This is a genomic window from Streptococcus infantis (genome assembly GCF_964243025.1).
Lineage (GTDB): Bacteria > Bacillota > Bacilli > Lactobacillales > Streptococcaceae > Streptococcus > Streptococcus infantis_N.
The window spans coordinates 225,356-243,065 of sequence record NZ_CAXTDJ010000002.1 but is presented as its reverse complement, the minus strand read 5'-3'; the positions used below and the strand labels follow the sequence as shown (position 1 = coordinate 243,065).

Genomic DNA, 17,710 nt, shown 5'->3' with positions numbered 1-17,710 from the left:
CTGTTTATGTAGATTTTTCTAGAAAGGACTAGTTATGGATCAATTGCGCATTAAGGAACTGGAAATTTTTGCCTATCATGGTCTTTTCCCGAGTGAGAAGGAACTGGGCCAAAAATTTATCATTGATGCAAGCTTATCCTATGATATGACCAAGGCTGCGACAGAGTTGGAATTGGAGTCTTCCATCCACTACGGAGAACTGTGTCAACAATGGACAGCTTGGTTTCAGGAAACCACTGAGGACTTGATTGAAACAGTAGCCTACAAACTAGTAGAGCTCACTTTTGCAACCTATCCAATAGTTCAAGAAATTGAACTGGAACTAAAAAAACCTTGGGCGCCAGTACATTTGCCATTAGATACTTGCTCAGTGACCATTCGCCGTCGCAAGCAACGAGCCTTTATTGCTCTAGGTAGCAATATGGGGGATAAGACGGCTAATCTCAAGCAAGCGATTGAAAAAATGCGAGCTCGTGGCATCCATGTTCTCAAAGAGTCTAGTATGATTATGACTGAGCCATGGGGCGGAGTCGAGCAAGATAGTTTTGCTAATCAAGTTCTTGAAGTGGAAACTTGGTTGCCGGCGCCAATCTTGTTAAATACTTTGTTAAGTATTGAATCAGAGATGGGTCGGGTTAGAGAAGTGCATTGGGGACCTCGCTTGATTGACTTGGACTTGCTCTTTGTAGAGGACCAAGTTATCTATACAGATGATCTCATCTTGCCACATCCTTATATCGCTGAGCGCCTCTTTGTCCTAGAGTCACTTCAAGAAATAGCACCTCATTTTATCCATCCAGTGCTAGGGCAACCGATACGTCGTTTGTATCAAGAATTGAAAAAATAAGAAAACTCTAGTCAGGAGACTAGAGTTTTTAAAATAGGTCATTTTCTTCAGGGAGGAGAATGGTTTCCTTTCCATCCATATCCATCACAAGTACTTTGGGTGGATACAAAGGATCAAAACTATGATTGAAATCAAAGTCAATCGTTGTAGGCAGATGTTTACTAGAAAAGCGGAAGGTGATAGAGCCTTCGTTATTTAATAGTCGAAATTCCAACTCATCTTCTAATTCAAAAACATGCTTTAAAAAATGATCAATAATGTACCAGATTGAGTCAATCACATCGTCTGGGAGATTGGTTACCACACCAAAGCTAGCACAGCGTCTATGAGAATCCGTAAAAGCCATCCATGCCTCCTACTTAATTTTTTATTATCATACTGCAAACTGGCCTAAAAATCAAGAAAAGTAAACTGATTTACAAAAATATGATTATCGGTGAAATTTTTTCAAAGAAACTTTATATATCCCTTGAAAATGCTTACAATAAATGGTAAACTAGTAATGGTGTAAACATGAAAACAAAATTTTCAACATTAGAAAGGAAACGGTATGAACACAGATGATACAGTAACAATTTATGACGTTGCCCGAGAAGCAGGAGTTTCAATGGCAACAGTCAGTCGTGTAGTCAATGGCAATAAGAATGTCAAAGAGAACACTCGCAAGAAAGTTCTAGAGGTTATTGAACGCCTAGACTATCGTCCAAATGCAGTAGCTCGTGGCTTGGCAAGCAAACGTACAACAACTGTCGGTGTTGTCATTCCAGATATCACAAATACTTATTTCGCTGCTCTGGCAAAAGGAATTGATGATATTGCCGAAATGTACAAATACAACATCGTCCTTGCTAATAGCGATGAAGATGATGAAAAAGAAGTAGCAGTAGTTAATACACTCTTTTCAAAACAAGTCGATGGTATTATCTTTATGGGCTACCATTTGACAGAAAAGATTCGTTCAGAGTTTTCACGCTCACGCACCCCTGTAGTTCTTGCAGGAACAGTGGACGTAGAACACCAGCTTCCAAGTGTTAATATTGACTATAAGAATGCTACTGCGGATGCTGTTCGTCATTTGTTGAAGCGTAACAAGAAGATTGCTTTTGTTAGCGGACCATTGGTAGATGATATTAACGGAAAAATTCGCTTGGTTGGGTACAAAGAAGCTTTGAAAGAAGCAGGAGTCAACTACAGTGAAGGTCTTGTATTTGAGTCTAAATATCGCTATGATGATGGCTATGCCTTGGCAGAACGCTTAGTTTCTTCAAAAGCAACTGCAGCGATTGTGACGGGTGATGAATTGGCAGCTGGTCTCTTGAACGGCTTAGCTGACCATGGAGTTTCAGTACCAGAAGACTTTGAAATCATTACAAGTGATGATTCTCAAATCGCAAGCTATACTCGACCAAATCTGACAACTATCGCACAACCCTTGTATGACCTTGGTGCGATTAGTATGCGTATGTTGACTAAGATTATGCATAAGGAAGAATTGGAGGAACGTGAAGTTCTTCTCCCTCACGGTTTGACAGAACGCAAATCAACTCGCAAAAAGTAATAAAAAACCAGGAATCTAGCTGATTTCCTGGTTTTTCTTATCCTTCCATATATGCCCGGAGCTCATCGTCTTTAAGTCCTGCATTAACTGCAATGAGGAGCTTTAGCCGTGCTTTCTGAGCGTTTAGTTCTTTTACAAAATAAATACCGTCATTTTGTAGGCAGACACCACCGCCTTCGTAGGCATAAACAGGTTCTGCTATCCCATTGAAACAACGAGAAACAAGTGCAATAGGAAGTCCTGATTGACAAAGAGATTTTAATTTTTTAGCTGTTTCCTTTGGTACATTTCCAGCACCAAAAGCCTGAATAATCAATCCATCTAGTTGGTCAACAGGAAGTAAATCGAGAAGTTCATCGGTCATGCCCGCATAAACAGGGATGATAGGAACCAATCCTTGAATGCTCTCAAGGTCAAAACGAACACGAGGTTCTGCCGTCTTGAAGTAGAGAATTTCCTGCTTCATAATGAGCCCGAGTGGTCCATGAGTTGGTGTTTGAAAGGTACTAACGTTAGTAGTATGCGTTTTTGTGACATATTTAGCGGCGTGAATTTCATCGTTCATAACGACCAAGACACCCTTATCTGAAGCCTTGTCATCACTCGCAACTCGTAAGGCACTGAGATAATTGTAGACGCCATCGCTTCCCAGTTCATTGGAGCTTCTCATAGCGCCTGTCAGGACGATGGGTATATGAGGTACTTCCATGGTGTCGAGGAAATAAGCCGTTTCTTCTAGGGTATCTGTCCCATGTGTAATAACAACACCATCATAGGATGATGCCTCTTGTTTAATTTTTTTGTAGAGGGCTAACATGTGCTTAGGCTTGATATGGGGACTAGGTAAATTTAAAAAATCCAAGGAATGGACTTCGACACCTTCTAGAGGATTAGAGATATGGTTCATAGGGTTATCAGCACTAGTCCTTACAGCTCCAGATTCATCTGCCTGCATGGAGATAGTGCCACCAGTATGTAAAACAAGGATTTTCTTAGTCATGATTCACTCACTTTTTCTGAAATGTGGTATAATCATTGTATCATAAAAGAAAGGAATGAGATAGAATGGAAGTCAAAGCTGTGTTTTTTGATATTGATGGAACGCTTGTAAATGACAGTAAGAGTGTTTTGAAGTCCACTAAGGAAGCTATCAAGATTGTGAAAGAACAAGGGGTGCTTGTTGGGGTAGCAACAGGGCGAGGACCTTTTTTTGTTAAGGATTTGATGGATGATTTGGACCTGGATTTTGCAGTGACCTATAATGGCCAATATATCTTTAACAAAGATCGTGTTCTTTTTGCTAGCCCTATTGATAAGAGAAGTCTTAGACAAATCATCTCTTATGCCAAGAAAAATCGAAAAGAGATTGCCATGGGAACGCGACAAGACGTTGTCGGTTCTCGCATTATGTCCTTTGGGCTCAGCCCTCTGTCACAATTAGTTAGTCGTTTTGTACCTAAATTTTTGACTCGTACTGTTAGTCATTCCTTTAATCGTATGGTCAGTAAGGCCCTTCCTCAGAAGGAAGATGATTTGTTGGACTTAATCAATCAACCGATCTATCAAGTGCTCATGTTGATGACGCCTGAGGAGACAAACCATGCTGCTGAAGAATTAAACAATCTGAAGTTCACCAGAAGTAATCCTTTCGCGGCTGACATTATCAATCAAGGAAATTCCAAGTTAGAGGGAATTCGCCGTGTCGGAAAAGAGTATGGTTTTGAACTCAATCAAGTCATGGCCTTTGGAGACTCGGATAATGACTTGGAAATGTTGGCGGGTGTTGGTATGTCTGTTGCCATGGGAAATGGTAGTAGCAGTGTAAAAGAAGTTGCCAAGCATATCACTGCTAGCAACCAAAATGATGGGATTCACAAGGCTTTAGAATATTTTGGAGTTTTGTCTTCTGAAAAAGTCTTTGTCAGTCGCGACTATCATTTCAACAAGGTTAAAACTTTCCATCGTATGATGGACGAGCGAACTCAAGAAGAACCAATAGCTTGGGATTTGCAAGGGGCAACTCATCGCGCTGGCTTTAAGATTGAAGAGTTAGTTGAATTTGTCCGTGCTGCAAGCCATTCTGAAGAGGAATTCAAACAAGCTGTACAAGATTTGCACCAGGCACTTGATAAAGCAGCCGAAAAAGTAAGCAAATCAACACCAGCTGAGAAAAGCCTCGTTGGTCAAGTAGATGCTTTGATTGATACGCTTTACTTTACCTATGGAAGTTTTGTTCTGATGGGGGTAGACCCAGAGAGAATCTTTGAAATTGTCCATCAAGCCAACATGGGTAAAATTTTCCCAGATGGCAAGGCCCATTTTGATCCTGTGACGCATAAAATCTTGAAACCAGATAACTGGAAAGAAAAATACGCCCCAGAACCTGCGATCAAAAAGGAAATTGAACGCCAAATCAAGGCTTATGAACGTCATAAGGAAAGAGAAAATAAACAATAAAAAGGAGCCCATTCGCTCCTTTTTTAGTCTATTTATATAGTTTTATCCTTGTCTCGAACGACGAGAAGGTCAACGCTTGTGTGTCGTAAAATATATTCTGATGAAGATCCGACAAGTAACCGTTCGAAGGCGTTAAGTCCTGTTGCTCCGACCAAAATCAAATCAACATGTTCTTGGTCCGGGATTGTTTTAGCCAAAAGTGTTTTAGGATTTCCCATTTCGATGACAACTTGAATATCTGAGACACCAGCATCTCTTGCACGTTTTTGATATTCTGCCATCAACTCTTGTGCCTCGACTTGTAACTCTTCGTAAACTTCTGCATCGAATGTTGAAATACTTTGAAGAGCACGAGTATCAATGACGTGGGCAATGGTTAATTTAGCCTGGTTACGTAATGCTGACTGGACTCCTTTGATAAAAGCCAAATCAGCTTCTTTAGAACCGTCGACTGCTACCATGATGTTTTCGTAACGTTGTGTCATAGCAAAAACCTCCTCGTTTCTTATCACCTTCATTGTAATCCTTTTCACTAAAAAAGTAAAGTAAAAAATGATAGCAAAAAGAGGCTTTTTGACTTTGGTTTTGAGAGTGTTATAATTAAATGTGAGAAAACAAGAGGGATTGATATGATAAAAATTGCGGTACTTTCAGATATTCATGGCAACACAGGAGCATTGGAAGCAGTTCTCGCAGATGCGGAAAAGGCAGGAGTTGAGGAATATTGGCTTTTGGGAGATATTCTCATGCCTGGGACAGGACGAAAAAATATTCTCAGACGATTAGAGGACTTGCCAATTACGGTTCGAGTTTTGGGGAATTGGGAAGAGAGTTTGTGGCGAGCTACTCATCGAAAATTAGATACGAGTAGGCCCAGTCATCGCTACCTCTTGCGCCAATGCCAGTATATCATGGAAGAAATTAGTCTAGATGAAATTGAAGCTCTACAAGCATTTCCTATGCACAGTCACCGCCAGTTGGGAAATCTGAAGGTAGGGATAAGCCATCATTTGCCGGATAAAAATTGGGGAAGAGAACTGATTCATCTTGGCAAGCAGGAAGATTTTGACCGTTTGGTGACGAATCCTGACTGCGATATTGCCATCTATGGGCATATCCACCAGCAATTTCTACGTTATGGAAGTGGTGGACAACTTATTTTGAATCCTGGTTCGATTGGGCAACCATTCTTTTTATCAGCAAATCTACGTAAGGATTTGCGGGCGCAATATATGATTTTGGATTTTGATGACAAAGGCTTGAAGGATGTAGACTTTCGACGTGTTGATTATGATGTTGAGGCAGAATTGCAGCTGGCTAGAGAGTTACAGTTGCCCTACTATAAAATTTACTATGAAAGTTTAGTCAATGGAATTCACCATACCCATAATCAGGACTTATTGCATGAAATCGCTCAAAATCAAGGGCATGATGTAGAATTGGATGACTGGCTCAGTCGTAACTCTTGACATTACAACTAGAGGAGCTATAATAAATATAAGAGAAGAATGAGCTTTGTTGATAATAAAGGAGGACTGCATGCAAATTTCAAGCCGATTTACCATTGCGACACATATGTTGGTAATCATTGCCCTAAAAGGGAAGGAAAGCAAGGTGACTAGTGATTTTCTCGCTAGTAGTGTTGGAGTCAATCCTGTTATTATCCGAAAAACTTTGTCCCAACTGAAAAAAGCAGCCTTGATTTCCGTCGCGCGTGGAACTGGAGGGGCAGAGATTATCAAAAATCTTGAGGATATCAGTCTCTTGGATATTTACCAAGCAGTTGAATGTCTCGGGAAAACGGGTCAACTCTTTAGTTTTCATGACAATCCGAATCCAAATTGTCCTATTGGAGCAAATATTCATGGGGTTTTGGATCAAAAACTCGATAAGATTCAGATGGCAATGGAGCAGGAGTTGGGTCAAACTAGTCTTGCTCAACTAGTGGCAGATGCAGAAGCAAGGATTTAAAGTTAAGAGGAATTTAGTTCCTCTTTTCTTATAAGGGAATCCTCTGGTAATAAAAGTCTCAATTTTGACTCTCTAATTTAAAAAAGCAAGAATTTTTTAGTTCTTGCTTTTTTGTTGATTATTTATAAAGTGCTGGATTATTGAAGCCTATAGCCCTATTATTTCTCTTTTTTCTTTAGGAAACTTCCCAGTCCAAGAAGGGTAAGGATGCTGAATCCAGCTAGAGCAAGCGGTGATTTGTTTTCAGTTCCTGTGTTTGGAAGGACTTTTTGAGAAAGAGTCTCTGCAACAGTTTCCTGAGTTTCAGGATTTGTAGCTAGGTTTTGGGATTGACTTTGGTCAGCTTCCAAGCTAGAAATATCAAATTCTGGTTTTTCTTCTACAGTTGGAGCGACAATGGCACCGCCTTGTGACAAGCGGAGAACAACAGCAGTGAGAGCGTTCAGTCTCAATCCTTTATCAGTCCATTCAAGACCTTTTGGTTTAGCGATTCCTACTGGTCCTGCTTGGTTTTCATCTGCGAGAACTTCGGCCTTTCTCAAGTGAGCAAAGGCAGTTCCCAAATTAAATTCGCGGGCCTTATCATCCGCATTGACAAAGACAGCGTAGATATCTCCATTTGGAGCGGTGATTTGGTAGCCGATGGCCACGTCTTCTTTTTCAACACCATTTTGGCCTGGGACAGTAATGAGTCGGACGCGCTCTTTGATATCTTGTAGACTCTTGAGTCGGAAGGCATCTGTAGATTGGCGAAGTGCAATCAGTCCTTTCATGTAGTCGCGACTCTTGACATTCTCAGGATATACTTTTTTATCTGTTGCCTTAGTCCAATCAAACTTGTTGACAGCATCGCTAGAGTCATAAGAGTCATGGATGAAGTACGGATAGACAAATGGATTACCGTCTTTATCACGCAACAAGTGAGATTTGTTTGGAACCTTATCCTCTGAAACAGGATTCTTGTAGGCTGGGTCCAAGAATTGTTTGGTACGTCCATACTCCTGACCAGAGTGGATAAACGGAGTTCCTTGAGCTGTCAAGACCATGAGGTTTCCAAGACGCAAACGACGATGTATTTCAGCGTAGTTTTCAGCCTTGCTTGGGTCTTTTTTGATAGACTGAGCAATGATGTCAAAGAGTGTCAAGTTATCGTGGGCTGCGATATACTGAATAACATCTCCTGGGTTGTCCGCCTCAAAGTTGGTTGGTTGAGCAATGAGATTTTTAAAGATGGTATTGATATCACGTTTACCACCTGTGATAAAGGCAGGTTGACCTTCATTTGGATAACCTGACTTAAGGTTGTTACGGATATCATCTGAAAATACAGCAACAGTATCTGTGTGTTTCATCCAATCCTGATCAGCAGGTTTGGTAGGCATGTTCTCGTCACCAGCATAGGTTCTCCAACCTTCACCTAACATGATGAGGTTTGGATTGAGGGCGCGTGCAGCCTTATAAGCTTCTTCGATAGAAGCTGCATCGTGGTCTCCCATCATATCGAAACGGAAACCATCCACTTTGTAGGTATCAACCAGATACTTAATTGAGTCTACCAAGACACGTTTAGACATGTAGTGGGTTGTTCCTAGACGACCACCACCAAAGCTAGTACGTGGAGAACCATCAGCATCCATGAAGTGATAGTAGTTTGGCTCAATATCCTCAAAAATGTCAACATTTGCAGTATGGTTGTAGACCACATCCAAGATGGCACCCATGCCACGTTTGTGGATTTCGTTGATGAGGTTTTTGAATTCTGCGATACGTTTTTCTGGGTCCTTCGGATTGCTTGAGTACATACCAGTCAAGGAGAAGTAGTTTTGAGGGTCATAACCCCAGTTGTAGTTGCTATTGCTTGAAGCATAGGCAGACAGTCGTTCTTGATTCTTCAATTCATTGACATAGTAGTAAGACAAGACAGGAAGGAGTTGGATGTGGGTAACACCTAAATCCTTGAGGTAATCAAGCTTTTCGATAAAGGCTTCAAAGGTACCAAATGGTTTTGTCAAGTCTTTTGCGATGGCAGGATCTGAAGTGAAGTCGCGAACATGCGCCTCGTATATGACAGCATCTTCACGTGATTTGAAGTTGCGAATTTTACCATAGGTCAAGTCTTGCGGACCTAACTTCGCTGGATCGACAAAGGCAGCTTTAGCGACCTTATGAGTGGCATCTGTTTTTGCTAGGTCACTGTTCCAAGCCGCTAATGATTTGGCATAAGGGTCAAGAACGAGGACAGTTTTACCTTGGCGCTCGATCTGGTAGTGGTAGTAATAGCCAGTGTAGTTGCTGATACCGAGACCAGAGTTTGCATCCAGAGTTTGTTTCCAGGTTCCTTTTTCTCCTTTTTCAAGGGCGACAGTTCCAACTACTTTTTCAGGGTCTTTCTTGTCATAGACAACAACGGAAACCTTATCAGCACTTGGAGACCAGAGGGTGAGGTCAACACGCTTGCCATCTTCTTTTAGAGTTGCGCCGAGTGGCCCATCGTAACTGTAGGACTCATCCTTGAGGCGCCAGCTTGAACGTGTGGTAAAGCGGTCTGAATTGTAGCTGACAGTGTACGGGTGTTGGGTGTCAGAGAAGTCGCCGATGTAGGTCACTTTTTTACCTGCCTCATCCACTTCCACGTCTGTGATAGTTACTTTATTCCCTTGGTAATCAGTGATGCTGGAGTGTTTGAGGATATCGTCTTTCTTAGCTCCAACGAGGGTAGAAAAACTGCTTTCGATACGAGATTTAGCCACGTGTTGGGCACCAGTCATGCGGATATCGTGTACATAGTAGGGGTTGGTGTAGATGGTTTCGTCATCATCTTTGAGGAAAATCTGACTGTGATTTTTTAGATCAGTGAATTTATAGTCTTCTTTTCTGATTTTCACATCATCGCCTTTCTTGCTTTCGTCTAGTAATAAAAATCCAAATTCTCTCGCAGCTTCATTGAGTGGGATATCAATGTAACGGCCATATTTTCCAGTTGCGGTAAAGTCAGTACCGTCAGGCCATTCTCCACTGCTTGGTTTTTTGACATCGCCCCAATACCAAAGAGATTTTTTGTCATAGTTGCCATCGGTGCGGTAGTAGTTGACACGGACAGTTCCTGCTGGTTGAGGGCGATAGTTGTAGACTTTATAACTTTCATCTAGCCAAGCTTCATTCATCTTTGGTGAGAGGAGTTCTACTGAACGGTCTCCAGTAAGGTTATCCCCTTTACTATTATTGATGAGGAAGCTGACCTTCTTGGCTTGATCATTTTTGAGTTTGACATCTAGATAATAGCCGTAGTCATCTTTCTTGGCATCCTTAAAGGATTTGGCTCCATTGGGCCAGTTTTCAGACGGCTTTTCAACATCGTCCCAAGTCCAAAGACCTTGAGAATCTTTAGTTTCTTCTGGGAGTTTTTTTACATGGATACGGAAGTGGTTGTCTGCGATGGGTTCTTCAGAAGATGTGTCAGCTTGTGGTTTTTGATCTGAAGTTGGCGTTGAAGTGCTGGCATCTACTTTCTCTTCCTTGCTGTTAGCCTGGCTTGTGCTAGCATCTTCTGTTTTAGGTGTTTCTAGTGCTGTAGTAGTTTCCGCAGCTGGAGCTTCCTTTTTAGAATCAAGGGAATCGTTTGCATTCTTTTGTTCAGAAATAGGCGTTTCCTTTTGAGTTTGACTCGTTTCAGTCTCAGTCTCAGTAGGGGCCTTGGTCACAGCGCTGGTATTTTCCTGAGTTTGCGGAAGGTTTTCATTGGCCGAAATAGTTGGCATTGTAGCAGAAAGCATGACAATGCTGGCACCAATGAGGACAGAACCAGTTCCGTTCTTCAAGGAACGGATACCGTAAATCATTTTTTTCTCGTGCTGAGGAAATATGTTTTTCATCAATAGTCTCCTATAAATTTATTTTTAAATCAGTATAACATGGGGTAAAAAAATGTGCAAGCGTTTTCCTAAAAACTATGCTAATAAAAAACTCTCCTTGATTTTTAAGGAGAGTTTTTTTATAGAAATACTTGAAAAGAAGGCAATGGGAAAGTTTCTCGGCTTATGGAAGAATGGAGTGAGAATTTTTTCAGTTGCTACCCTTAGAAGAGAGACTATTTTTCGCTGATGCGAGAAATAATTGTGAAGGTTTATTAAGGAAAAGATTTTCTGAACTATAAAGTATTTGTATCTGGATGTCTGAGAAACCATGATTTTTTATATTCTCTTCAAGTTCAGAAATGATAAAACCATGTTTTTCTTTATCTGGCTTGGTATAATCGGCGATAAATAATTGTCCACCATGAGTCAAATGTTCCTTAAACATGGCGAGACTGTCATCAAGATTAGGCATATGATGAAGAACACGACTGACGATAATGAGATCGAATGTTTGTTCTAATGGCTTATGCAATAAGTCTTGATGAATCAAGTCTATATTTTCAAGTTTTTGGTTTTTAATCTTGATACGAGCTTGCTCCAGCATTTTATCTGAAATATCAACCAAGGTCACTGAATTTACTTTTTTGGCTAGAGGTAGAGAGATTAGGCCAGTTCCTCCTCCAAAGTCTAGAATTGATTTACTTGATAAATCGTGCATTTGTTTTTCAATATTTTTTCTGATAAGTTCGGCAAGAAATTGATTTTTGGGAGAATCAAACGATTCGGCACGATGATTAAAATGATGTTCCATGTTAATAGTTTAGCATAAAGAGAAAACATTTTGAGATTATAGATATCTCTTGTTCAAAAAAAGTTTAGGGTTTTGACTGCTCTTTGGTTCTTTTTTTTAAATTGATGGGGACAGAAGGTTTTGAGGTTTAGCTTTATTAAGCTGAGAATATAAAGAAGAGAAAAAGTAAAAATCGTGTTATAATAAATGAATAGAATCGTAAGAAAGAGTGGATGAATGTGTGATAATTCCTACTTATAATTGGCAATTTTCTCCGCAGGTTGAGGACGCGGATTTTACAAAGATAGCCAAGAGTGCAGGCTTGAGCTCTGAAGTCGCTTGTTTGTTGTATCAACGAGGGATCAGGGATGAAAGCAGCCTGAAGAAATTTTTAGAACCTTCTTTGGAAGATTTACATGATCCTTATCTCTTACATGATATGGATAAGGCAGTTGAGCGTATTCGCCAGGCTATCGAGCAAGGGGAATTGATTCTGGTCTATGGAGACTATGATGCGGATGGGATGACTTCGGCTTCGATTATCAAGGAGAGTTTGGAACAATTAGGTGCAGAGTGTCTGGTCTATCTCCCGAATCGCTTTACAGATGGTTACGGTCCAAATGCCAGTGTTTACAAATATTTCATCGAGCAACAAGGTGTGTCTCTGATTGTGACGGTGGACAACGGGGTTGCTGGACACGAAGCCATTGATTTAGCTCAGTCTATGGGAGTAGACATCATTGTGACAGACCACCACTCCATGCCAGAAGTTTTACCAGATGCATATGCAATCGTCCATCCTGAACATCCAGAAGCAGATTATCCTTTTAAACATTTAGCTGGTTGTGGAGTTGCTTTTAAACTAGCTTGTGCCCTCTTGGAGGAAGTGCAGGTTGAGTTGCTTGACTTGGTTGCTATTGGAACCATTGCGGATATGGTCAGCTTGACAGATGAAAATCGTATCATGGTTCAGTATGGTCTAGAAGTTTTGCGCAATACTCAACGAATTGGTCTCCAAGAACTCTTTGAAATTGCAGGGATTGCTAGTAGTGATATTACAGAAGAAACAGTTGGTTTTCAGTTGGCGCCACGTTTGAATGCCCTAGGGCGCTTAGATGATCCCAATCCAGCTATTGACTTACTGACTGGATTTGATGATGAAGAGGTGCATGAGATCGCCCTCATGATTCAAGAAAAAAATGAAGAGCGCAAGGAAATCGTTCAGGCTATCTATGAAGAAGCTAAAAGCTTGGTAGACCCTAACAAAAGTGTTCAAGTTTTGGCCAAGGAGGGCTGGAATCCAGGAGTGCTTGGGATTGTAGCTGGTCGCTTGTTGGAAGAATTAGGGCAGACAGTTATTGTTCTGAATATTGAAGACGGTCGTGCTAAGGGAAGTGCGCGGAGTATTGAAGCTGTCGATATTTTTGAAGCCTTGGATCCGCATCGTGCTCTATTTATCGCTTTTGGTGGCCATGCAGGTGCTGCAGGCATGACGCTCGAAGTTGAACAGTTAGAGGCCATGTCAGATATTTTAGAAACCTATGTGAAAGACAAAGGGATAGATGCCAAGGGTAAGAGTAAATTATATCTAGACGAAGAACTAGATTTGGAAAATCTGAGTTTAGAAACGGTTAAGAGTTTCGAACGCTTAGCTCCTTTTGGGATGGACAATCAAAAACCTGTCTTTTATATTCGAGATTTTCAAGTTGAAAATGCTCGTTCTATGGGGGCTGGAGATAGTCATCTCAAGTTAAAAATATCTAAAGGGACCGCAAGCTTTGAAGTAGTAGCTTTTGGACTAGGAGCAAAGGCTACAGAATTTTCTCAGGCCAAGCAGTTGGAATTGGCAGTTACCCTTTCTGTTAATCAATGGAATGGACAAACAACCCTCCAGTTGATGATGGTAGATGCTCGTGTAGACGGTGTTCAACTCTTTAATATTCGTAGTAAGAGTGCTGCTCTGCCAGATGGAGTACCCGTACTTGATTTTTCAAGAGAATTGCCTGATATCTCTAAAAGTCCAGCGGTTGCGGTCAAAAATCTTCCAGAAGACATCACTATTCTTAAAGACATCTTCCAGCAACATGATTTCTCAGCTATTTACTTTAAAAATGATATTGATAAGCCCTACTATTTGACTGGTTATGGTACAAGAGAGCAATTCGCTAAGCTTTATAAGACCATCTACCAGTTCCCAGAATTTGATATTCGTTATAAACTAAAAGACTTATCAACCTATCTTAAAATTGAGCAAATCTTACTGGTTAAGATGATTCAGATTTTTGAAGAACTTGGTTTTGTCACAATTGAGAATGGTGTGATGAGAGTAAATAAAGAAGCGGCCAAGCGGGACATCGCTGAAAGTCAGATTTATCAAAATCTCAAACAAACTGTTAAAGACCAAGAGATGATGGCGCTAGGTACGGTGCAAGAAATTTATGACTTTTTAATGGCGAAATAGAAAGAAGCTGAGATATCTATCTCAGTTTTTTGTTGTATCTTATAATTTTTAAATTATTTGTTCTTTAGAACGTCATGTAGTAAAAGTATACATATTTGTAACATGACTACAACATAACTCTAAAACAACTGACATGTAAATCAGGTATGATTCTCTTATCAACATAAAAATTAAAAATAATCAATAAAATTTTAGGAGAAAATTGTTATGAAAAAAACAGTTGCTAAACTGACTCTTGGTTTGACTTCTACTGCTATTTTAGCGTCAGTAGGTGCTCAAACTGTTAGTGCATCTTCTTACGTAGTTCAAGACGGGGATTCGTTTTTTGGTATTGCTACTGCAAATGGCATGGATCCTTATGAGTTGGCAGCAAATAACGGAAAAAGCATTTTTGATATGATCCACCCAGGGGATGTGCTAGAAGTAAGCGGTCCAGCTCAAGCTACTTATTCATACGGTGCTCCGGCTTCTGAGGCAACTAGTACTTTGAATCCTGCTTCAGATGATGATGTAGTCGTGAATACTCCGACAAACTACGGAAACTCTTATCCTGTTGGTCAGTGTACATGGGGCGTGAAAGAGTTGGCTCCTTGGGCTAGCAACTGGTGGGGAAATGCTAATACTTGGGCGATTTATGCTAGCGCTCAAGGTTATCGTGTAGGAGATGTTCCAGTAGTAGGTGCAATCGCCGTTTGGGATGGTGGAGAATATGGACACGTTGCTTATGTGACAGATGTACAAAGTGAAAATTCTATCCAGGTATTGGAAGCAAACTACAGACGTCAAAAACAAATTGCTAACTATCGTGGTTTCTTTAATCCACATGAATTTTTAGGTAAAGTTACTTACATTTATCCAAACTAAAGATGATTAAAAAGATTTAGAGTTTCTAAATCTTTTTTTATTTGTGAGCAAGTTCCTTATGTCTATCTTTTTTCCGAGTAGCTGTTCTTTAGATAAAGCTCTAAGGTCTATCGGGTTGGTGATTTTGAAAAGAGAAAACAAAGCAAAGTGATTCGGCTATCAGTGGTGAATGTTCTCTAGTTGAAATCCTATCTTCTTTTTGAAAATTAGTAAAAAAATGGTATAATGAGAGGAAAAGATTCGGATAAAAGTAAATTGGACTTTTACAAAAAGAGAGTTGTGAAGACTCTACAAACACGTTATAGTAATACTTCGGAGGGAAAATGACCAATATTAAATTAACAACTTTAGGCGGTGTTCGTGAAAACGGGAAAAACATGTACATCGCAGAAATTAACGATTCAATCTTTGTTTTAGATGCAGGTTTAAAATATCCTGAAAATGAGCAGTTGGGTGTCGATGTCGTTATTCCAAATATGGAATATCTTTTTGAAAATAGCGACCGTATTGCAGGCGTCTTTTTAACGCACGGGCATGCAGATGCGATTGGAGCTCTTCCTTATCTTTTGTCAGAAGTGAAAGTTCCTGTTTTTGGTTCAGAGTTGACAATTGAGCTTGCTAAGCTTTTTGTTAAAGGAAATGATAGTGCTAAAAAATTCGATGATTTCCATGTTATTGATGAAAATACAGAAATCGACTTTGGCGGTACGGAGGTTTCCTTCTTCCGCACAACTCACTCTATCCCAGAGAGTCTGGGTGTCGTTTTGAAAACATCTGAAGGAAGTATCGTTTATACAGGGGACTTCAAATTTGACCAAACGGCTAGCGAATCATATGCGACTGACTTTGGTCGTTTAGCAGAAATCGGTCGCGAAGGAGTTTTAGCCCTTCTAAGCGACTCAGCAAATGCAGACAGTAATATTCAAGTAGCCAGCGAGAGTGAAGTTGGTGATGAAATTACGCAAACCATTTCTGACTGGGATGGCCGTATCATTGTAGCTGCTGTTGCAAGTAACCTTTCTCGTATTCAGCAGGTCTTTGACGCTGCCGCAGATACAGGTCGTCGCGTTGTTTTGACTGGATTTGATATTGAAAATATCGTTCGTACAGCCATTCGCTTGAAAAAATTGTCACTGGCTAACGAAAGTCTCTTGATTAAACCTAAAGATATGTCTCGTTTTGAAGACCACGAGTTAATTATCCTTGAAACCGGTCGTATGGGTGAACCGATTAATGGACTCCGTAAAATGTCAATCGGTCGTCACCGCTATGTTGAAATCAAGGATGGAGACTTGGTTTATATTGTTACAACGCCATCAATCGCTAAAGAAGCTGTGATGGCACGTGTAGAAAACATGGTCTACCAAGCAGGTGGTGTCGTTAAACCGATTACTCAAAGTTTGCGTGTATCAGGGCATGGGAATGCGCGTGATCTTCAATTGATGATCAATCTCTTGCAACCTCAGTATCTCTTCCCAATCCAGGGAGAATACCGTGAGTTGGATGCTCATGCCAAGGCTGCTATGGCAGTTGGTATGCTACCAGAACGCATTTTTATCCCGAAAAAGGGTACAACCATGTCTTACGAACATGGGGATTTTGTTCCGTCTGGTGCAGTTGCTGCAGGTGATGTCTTGATTGATGGTAATGCCATTGGGGATGTTGGGAACGTTGTTCTTCGTGACCGCAAGGTCTTGTCAGAAGATGGTATCTTTATTGTAGCTATCACTGTTAACCGTCGTGAGAAGAAAATCATCGCTAAAGCGCGAGTACATACGCGTGGATTTGTCTATCTCAAGAAGAGTCGTGATATTCTGCGCGAAAGTACAGAGTTAGTGAACCAAACTGTTGAAGATTATCTCCAAGGTGAGGATTTTGACTGGGCAGATCTTAAAGGGAAGGTCCGTGATAATTTGGCCAAATTCCTTTTTGACCAAACCAAGCGTCGTCCAGCCATCCTCCCGGTAGTTATGGAAGCAAAATAAGGATTAAATAGCAAGGAGAGAAAGTCGATTTTCGGCTTTTTCTTATCTCAAACGAATAAGGAGCAAGTTATGGCAGTAATGAAGATTGAGTATTACTCAGAAGTTTTAGATATGGAGTGGGGAGTAAATGTTCTCTACCCTGATGCATCTCGGGTGACAGAACCAGACTCTACAGATATCCCTGTTCTCTATCTCCTTCATGGGATGTCAGGAAATCATAACAGTTGGCTTAAACGGACCAACGTAGAGCGCTTGGTACGAGGAACCAATCTGATTGTTGTCCTGCCAAATACAAGTAATGGCTGGTATACAGATACTCAGTATGGCTATAACTACTATACAGCTCTAGCAGAAGAATTGCCTAAGGTGCTCAAACGCTTCTTCCCTAATATGACAAGTAAGCGAGAAAAAACCTTCATTGCTGGGTTATCAATGGGAGGCTACGGTTCCTTCAAATTGGCACTGTCAACTGACCGTTTCTCGCATGCCGCTAGCTTTTCTGGGGCACTTAGTTTCGAGGAGTTTTCTCCTGAGAGTCAAGATTTAGGGACGCGTGCCTACTGGAGAGGTGTTTTTGGTAAAGTTAATGATTGGGTGAATAGCCCTTACTCGCTTGAAACACTCGCCAAAAAGTCTGATAAGAAAACCAAGCTTTGGGTATGGTGTGGAGAACAAGATTATCTATACTCTGCCAATAATCTAGCAGTTAAAAATCTTAAGAAACTTGGTTTCGATGTGACCTATAGCCATAGTGCAGGAACCCATGAGTGGTATTATTGGGAAAAGCAATTGGAACGTTTTTTAACTACCTTGCCAATCGATTTTGTTTTGGAAGAACGCTTGTCTTAATTTTAGCTTTCTTTTAGTTTGTTTCAGTAAAATAAAGAATCTATCTTTAGAATGGGAGTCCATAACTTAAAGAT

Annotated in this window: 14 protein-coding genes; 9 read left to right on the top strand and 5 right to left on the bottom strand. The window is 40.6% G+C overall.

What is annotated here, in order from left to right; translation table 11 throughout:
- Nucleotides 1-34 precede the first annotated feature (34 nt).
- Nucleotides 35-847 (top strand): 2-amino-4-hydroxy-6-hydroxymethyldihydropteridine diphosphokinase, encoded by an 813-nt coding sequence (gene folK / locus ACESNQ_RS03500; protein WP_373075056.1) that lies wholly within the window; start codon nt 35-37, stop codon nt 845-847.
- A gap of 28 nt (nt 848-875) precedes the next feature.
- Here folK and ACESNQ_RS03495 read toward each other — a convergent pair whose 3' ends face one another.
- Entirely contained in the window at nt 876-1,193 is a 318-nt protein-coding gene (locus ACESNQ_RS03495; protein ID WP_373075054.1) for a DUF960 domain-containing protein, read from the bottom strand.
- Nucleotides 1,194-1,397: 204 nt separating this feature from the next.
- On the opposite strand from ACESNQ_RS03495, the gene ccpA reads away from it, so the two are divergent.
- Entirely contained in the window at nt 1,398-2,405 is a 1,008-nt protein-coding gene (ccpA, locus tag ACESNQ_RS03490) for a catabolite control protein A (RefSeq protein ID WP_373075052.1), read from the top strand.
- 37 nt (nt 2,406-2,442) lie between these two features.
- Here the strand turns inward: ccpA and ACESNQ_RS03485 are convergent, their stop codons facing one another.
- Nucleotides 2,443-3,405 (bottom strand): asparaginase, encoded by a 963-nt coding sequence (locus ACESNQ_RS03485; RefSeq protein WP_373075050.1) that lies wholly within the window; start codon nt 3,403-3,405, stop codon nt 2,443-2,445.
- A 65-nt stretch (nt 3,406-3,470) separates the two neighbouring features.
- Between ACESNQ_RS03485 and ACESNQ_RS03480 the strand changes: the two genes are divergently transcribed.
- Nucleotides 3,471-4,862 (top strand): Cof-type HAD-IIB family hydrolase, encoded by a 1,392-nt coding sequence (locus ACESNQ_RS03480; RefSeq protein ID WP_373075048.1) that lies wholly within the window; start codon nt 3,471-3,473, stop codon nt 4,860-4,862.
- Nucleotides 4,863-4,894: 32 nt separating this feature from the next.
- Here ACESNQ_RS03480 and ACESNQ_RS03475 read toward each other — a convergent pair whose 3' ends face one another.
- Nucleotides 4,895-5,347, bottom strand: a complete 453-nt coding sequence (locus tag ACESNQ_RS03475; RefSeq protein ID WP_373075046.1) for a universal stress protein — start codon at nt 5,345-5,347, stop codon at nt 4,895-4,897.
- Nucleotides 5,348-5,491: 144 nt separating this feature from the next.
- Here ACESNQ_RS03475 and ACESNQ_RS03470 point away from each other — a divergent pair, with 144 nt between their 5' ends.
- Both ACESNQ_RS03470 and ACESNQ_RS03465 read left to right on the top strand, forming a co-directional pair.
- On the top strand, nt 5,492-6,331 hold the full coding sequence (locus tag ACESNQ_RS03470) for a metallophosphoesterase family protein (protein WP_373075044.1): 840 nt from the start codon (nt 5,492-5,494) through the stop codon (nt 6,329-6,331).
- Nucleotides 6,332-6,401: 70 nt separating this feature from the next.
- Complete coding sequence (locus ACESNQ_RS03465) at nt 6,402-6,833, top strand: Rrf2 family transcriptional regulator (protein ID WP_373075042.1); 432 nt, start codon at nt 6,402-6,404, stop codon at nt 6,831-6,833.
- 158 nt (nt 6,834-6,991) lie between these two features.
- On the opposite strand, the gene ACESNQ_RS03460 is transcribed toward ACESNQ_RS03465, so the two are convergent.
- Nucleotides 6,992-10,705: a pullulanase gene (locus ACESNQ_RS03460; RefSeq protein WP_373075040.1), complete on the bottom strand. Its 3,714-nt coding sequence runs from the start codon at nt 10,703-10,705 to the stop codon at nt 6,992-6,994.
- A gap of 190 nt (nt 10,706-10,895) precedes the next feature.
- The gene (locus ACESNQ_RS03455; protein WP_373075038.1) at nt 10,896-11,498 is read right to left on the bottom strand and encodes a class I SAM-dependent methyltransferase; all 603 of its coding nucleotides are present in this window, start codon (nt 11,496-11,498) and stop codon (nt 10,896-10,898) included.
- A 220-nt stretch (nt 11,499-11,718) separates the two neighbouring features.
- Between ACESNQ_RS03455 and recJ the strand changes: the two genes are divergently transcribed.
- The 4 genes from recJ (at nt 11,719) to ACESNQ_RS03435 (ending at nt 17,636) form a co-directional block, all read left to right on the top strand.
- On the top strand, nt 11,719-13,938 hold the full coding sequence (gene recJ / locus ACESNQ_RS03450) for a single-stranded-DNA-specific exonuclease RecJ (RefSeq protein ID WP_373075036.1): 2,220 nt from the start codon (nt 11,719-11,721) through the stop codon (nt 13,936-13,938).
- Between the two features lie 207 nt (nt 13,939-14,145).
- A complete protein-coding gene (locus tag ACESNQ_RS03445; RefSeq protein ID WP_373075034.1) occupies nt 14,146-14,802 on the top strand; it encodes a COG3942 and LysM peptidoglycan-binding domain-containing protein in 657 nt (218 codons plus the stop codon).
- Nucleotides 14,803-15,125: 323 nt separating this feature from the next.
- Nucleotides 15,126-16,787: a ribonuclease J gene (locus tag ACESNQ_RS03440; RefSeq protein WP_373075032.1), complete on the top strand. Its 1,662-nt coding sequence runs from the start codon at nt 15,126-15,128 to the stop codon at nt 16,785-16,787.
- 69 nt (nt 16,788-16,856) lie between these two features.
- Nucleotides 16,857-17,636: an alpha/beta hydrolase gene (locus tag ACESNQ_RS03435; protein ID WP_373075030.1), complete on the top strand. Its 780-nt coding sequence runs from the start codon at nt 16,857-16,859 to the stop codon at nt 17,634-17,636.
- Nucleotides 17,637-17,710: the final 74 nt, after the last annotated feature.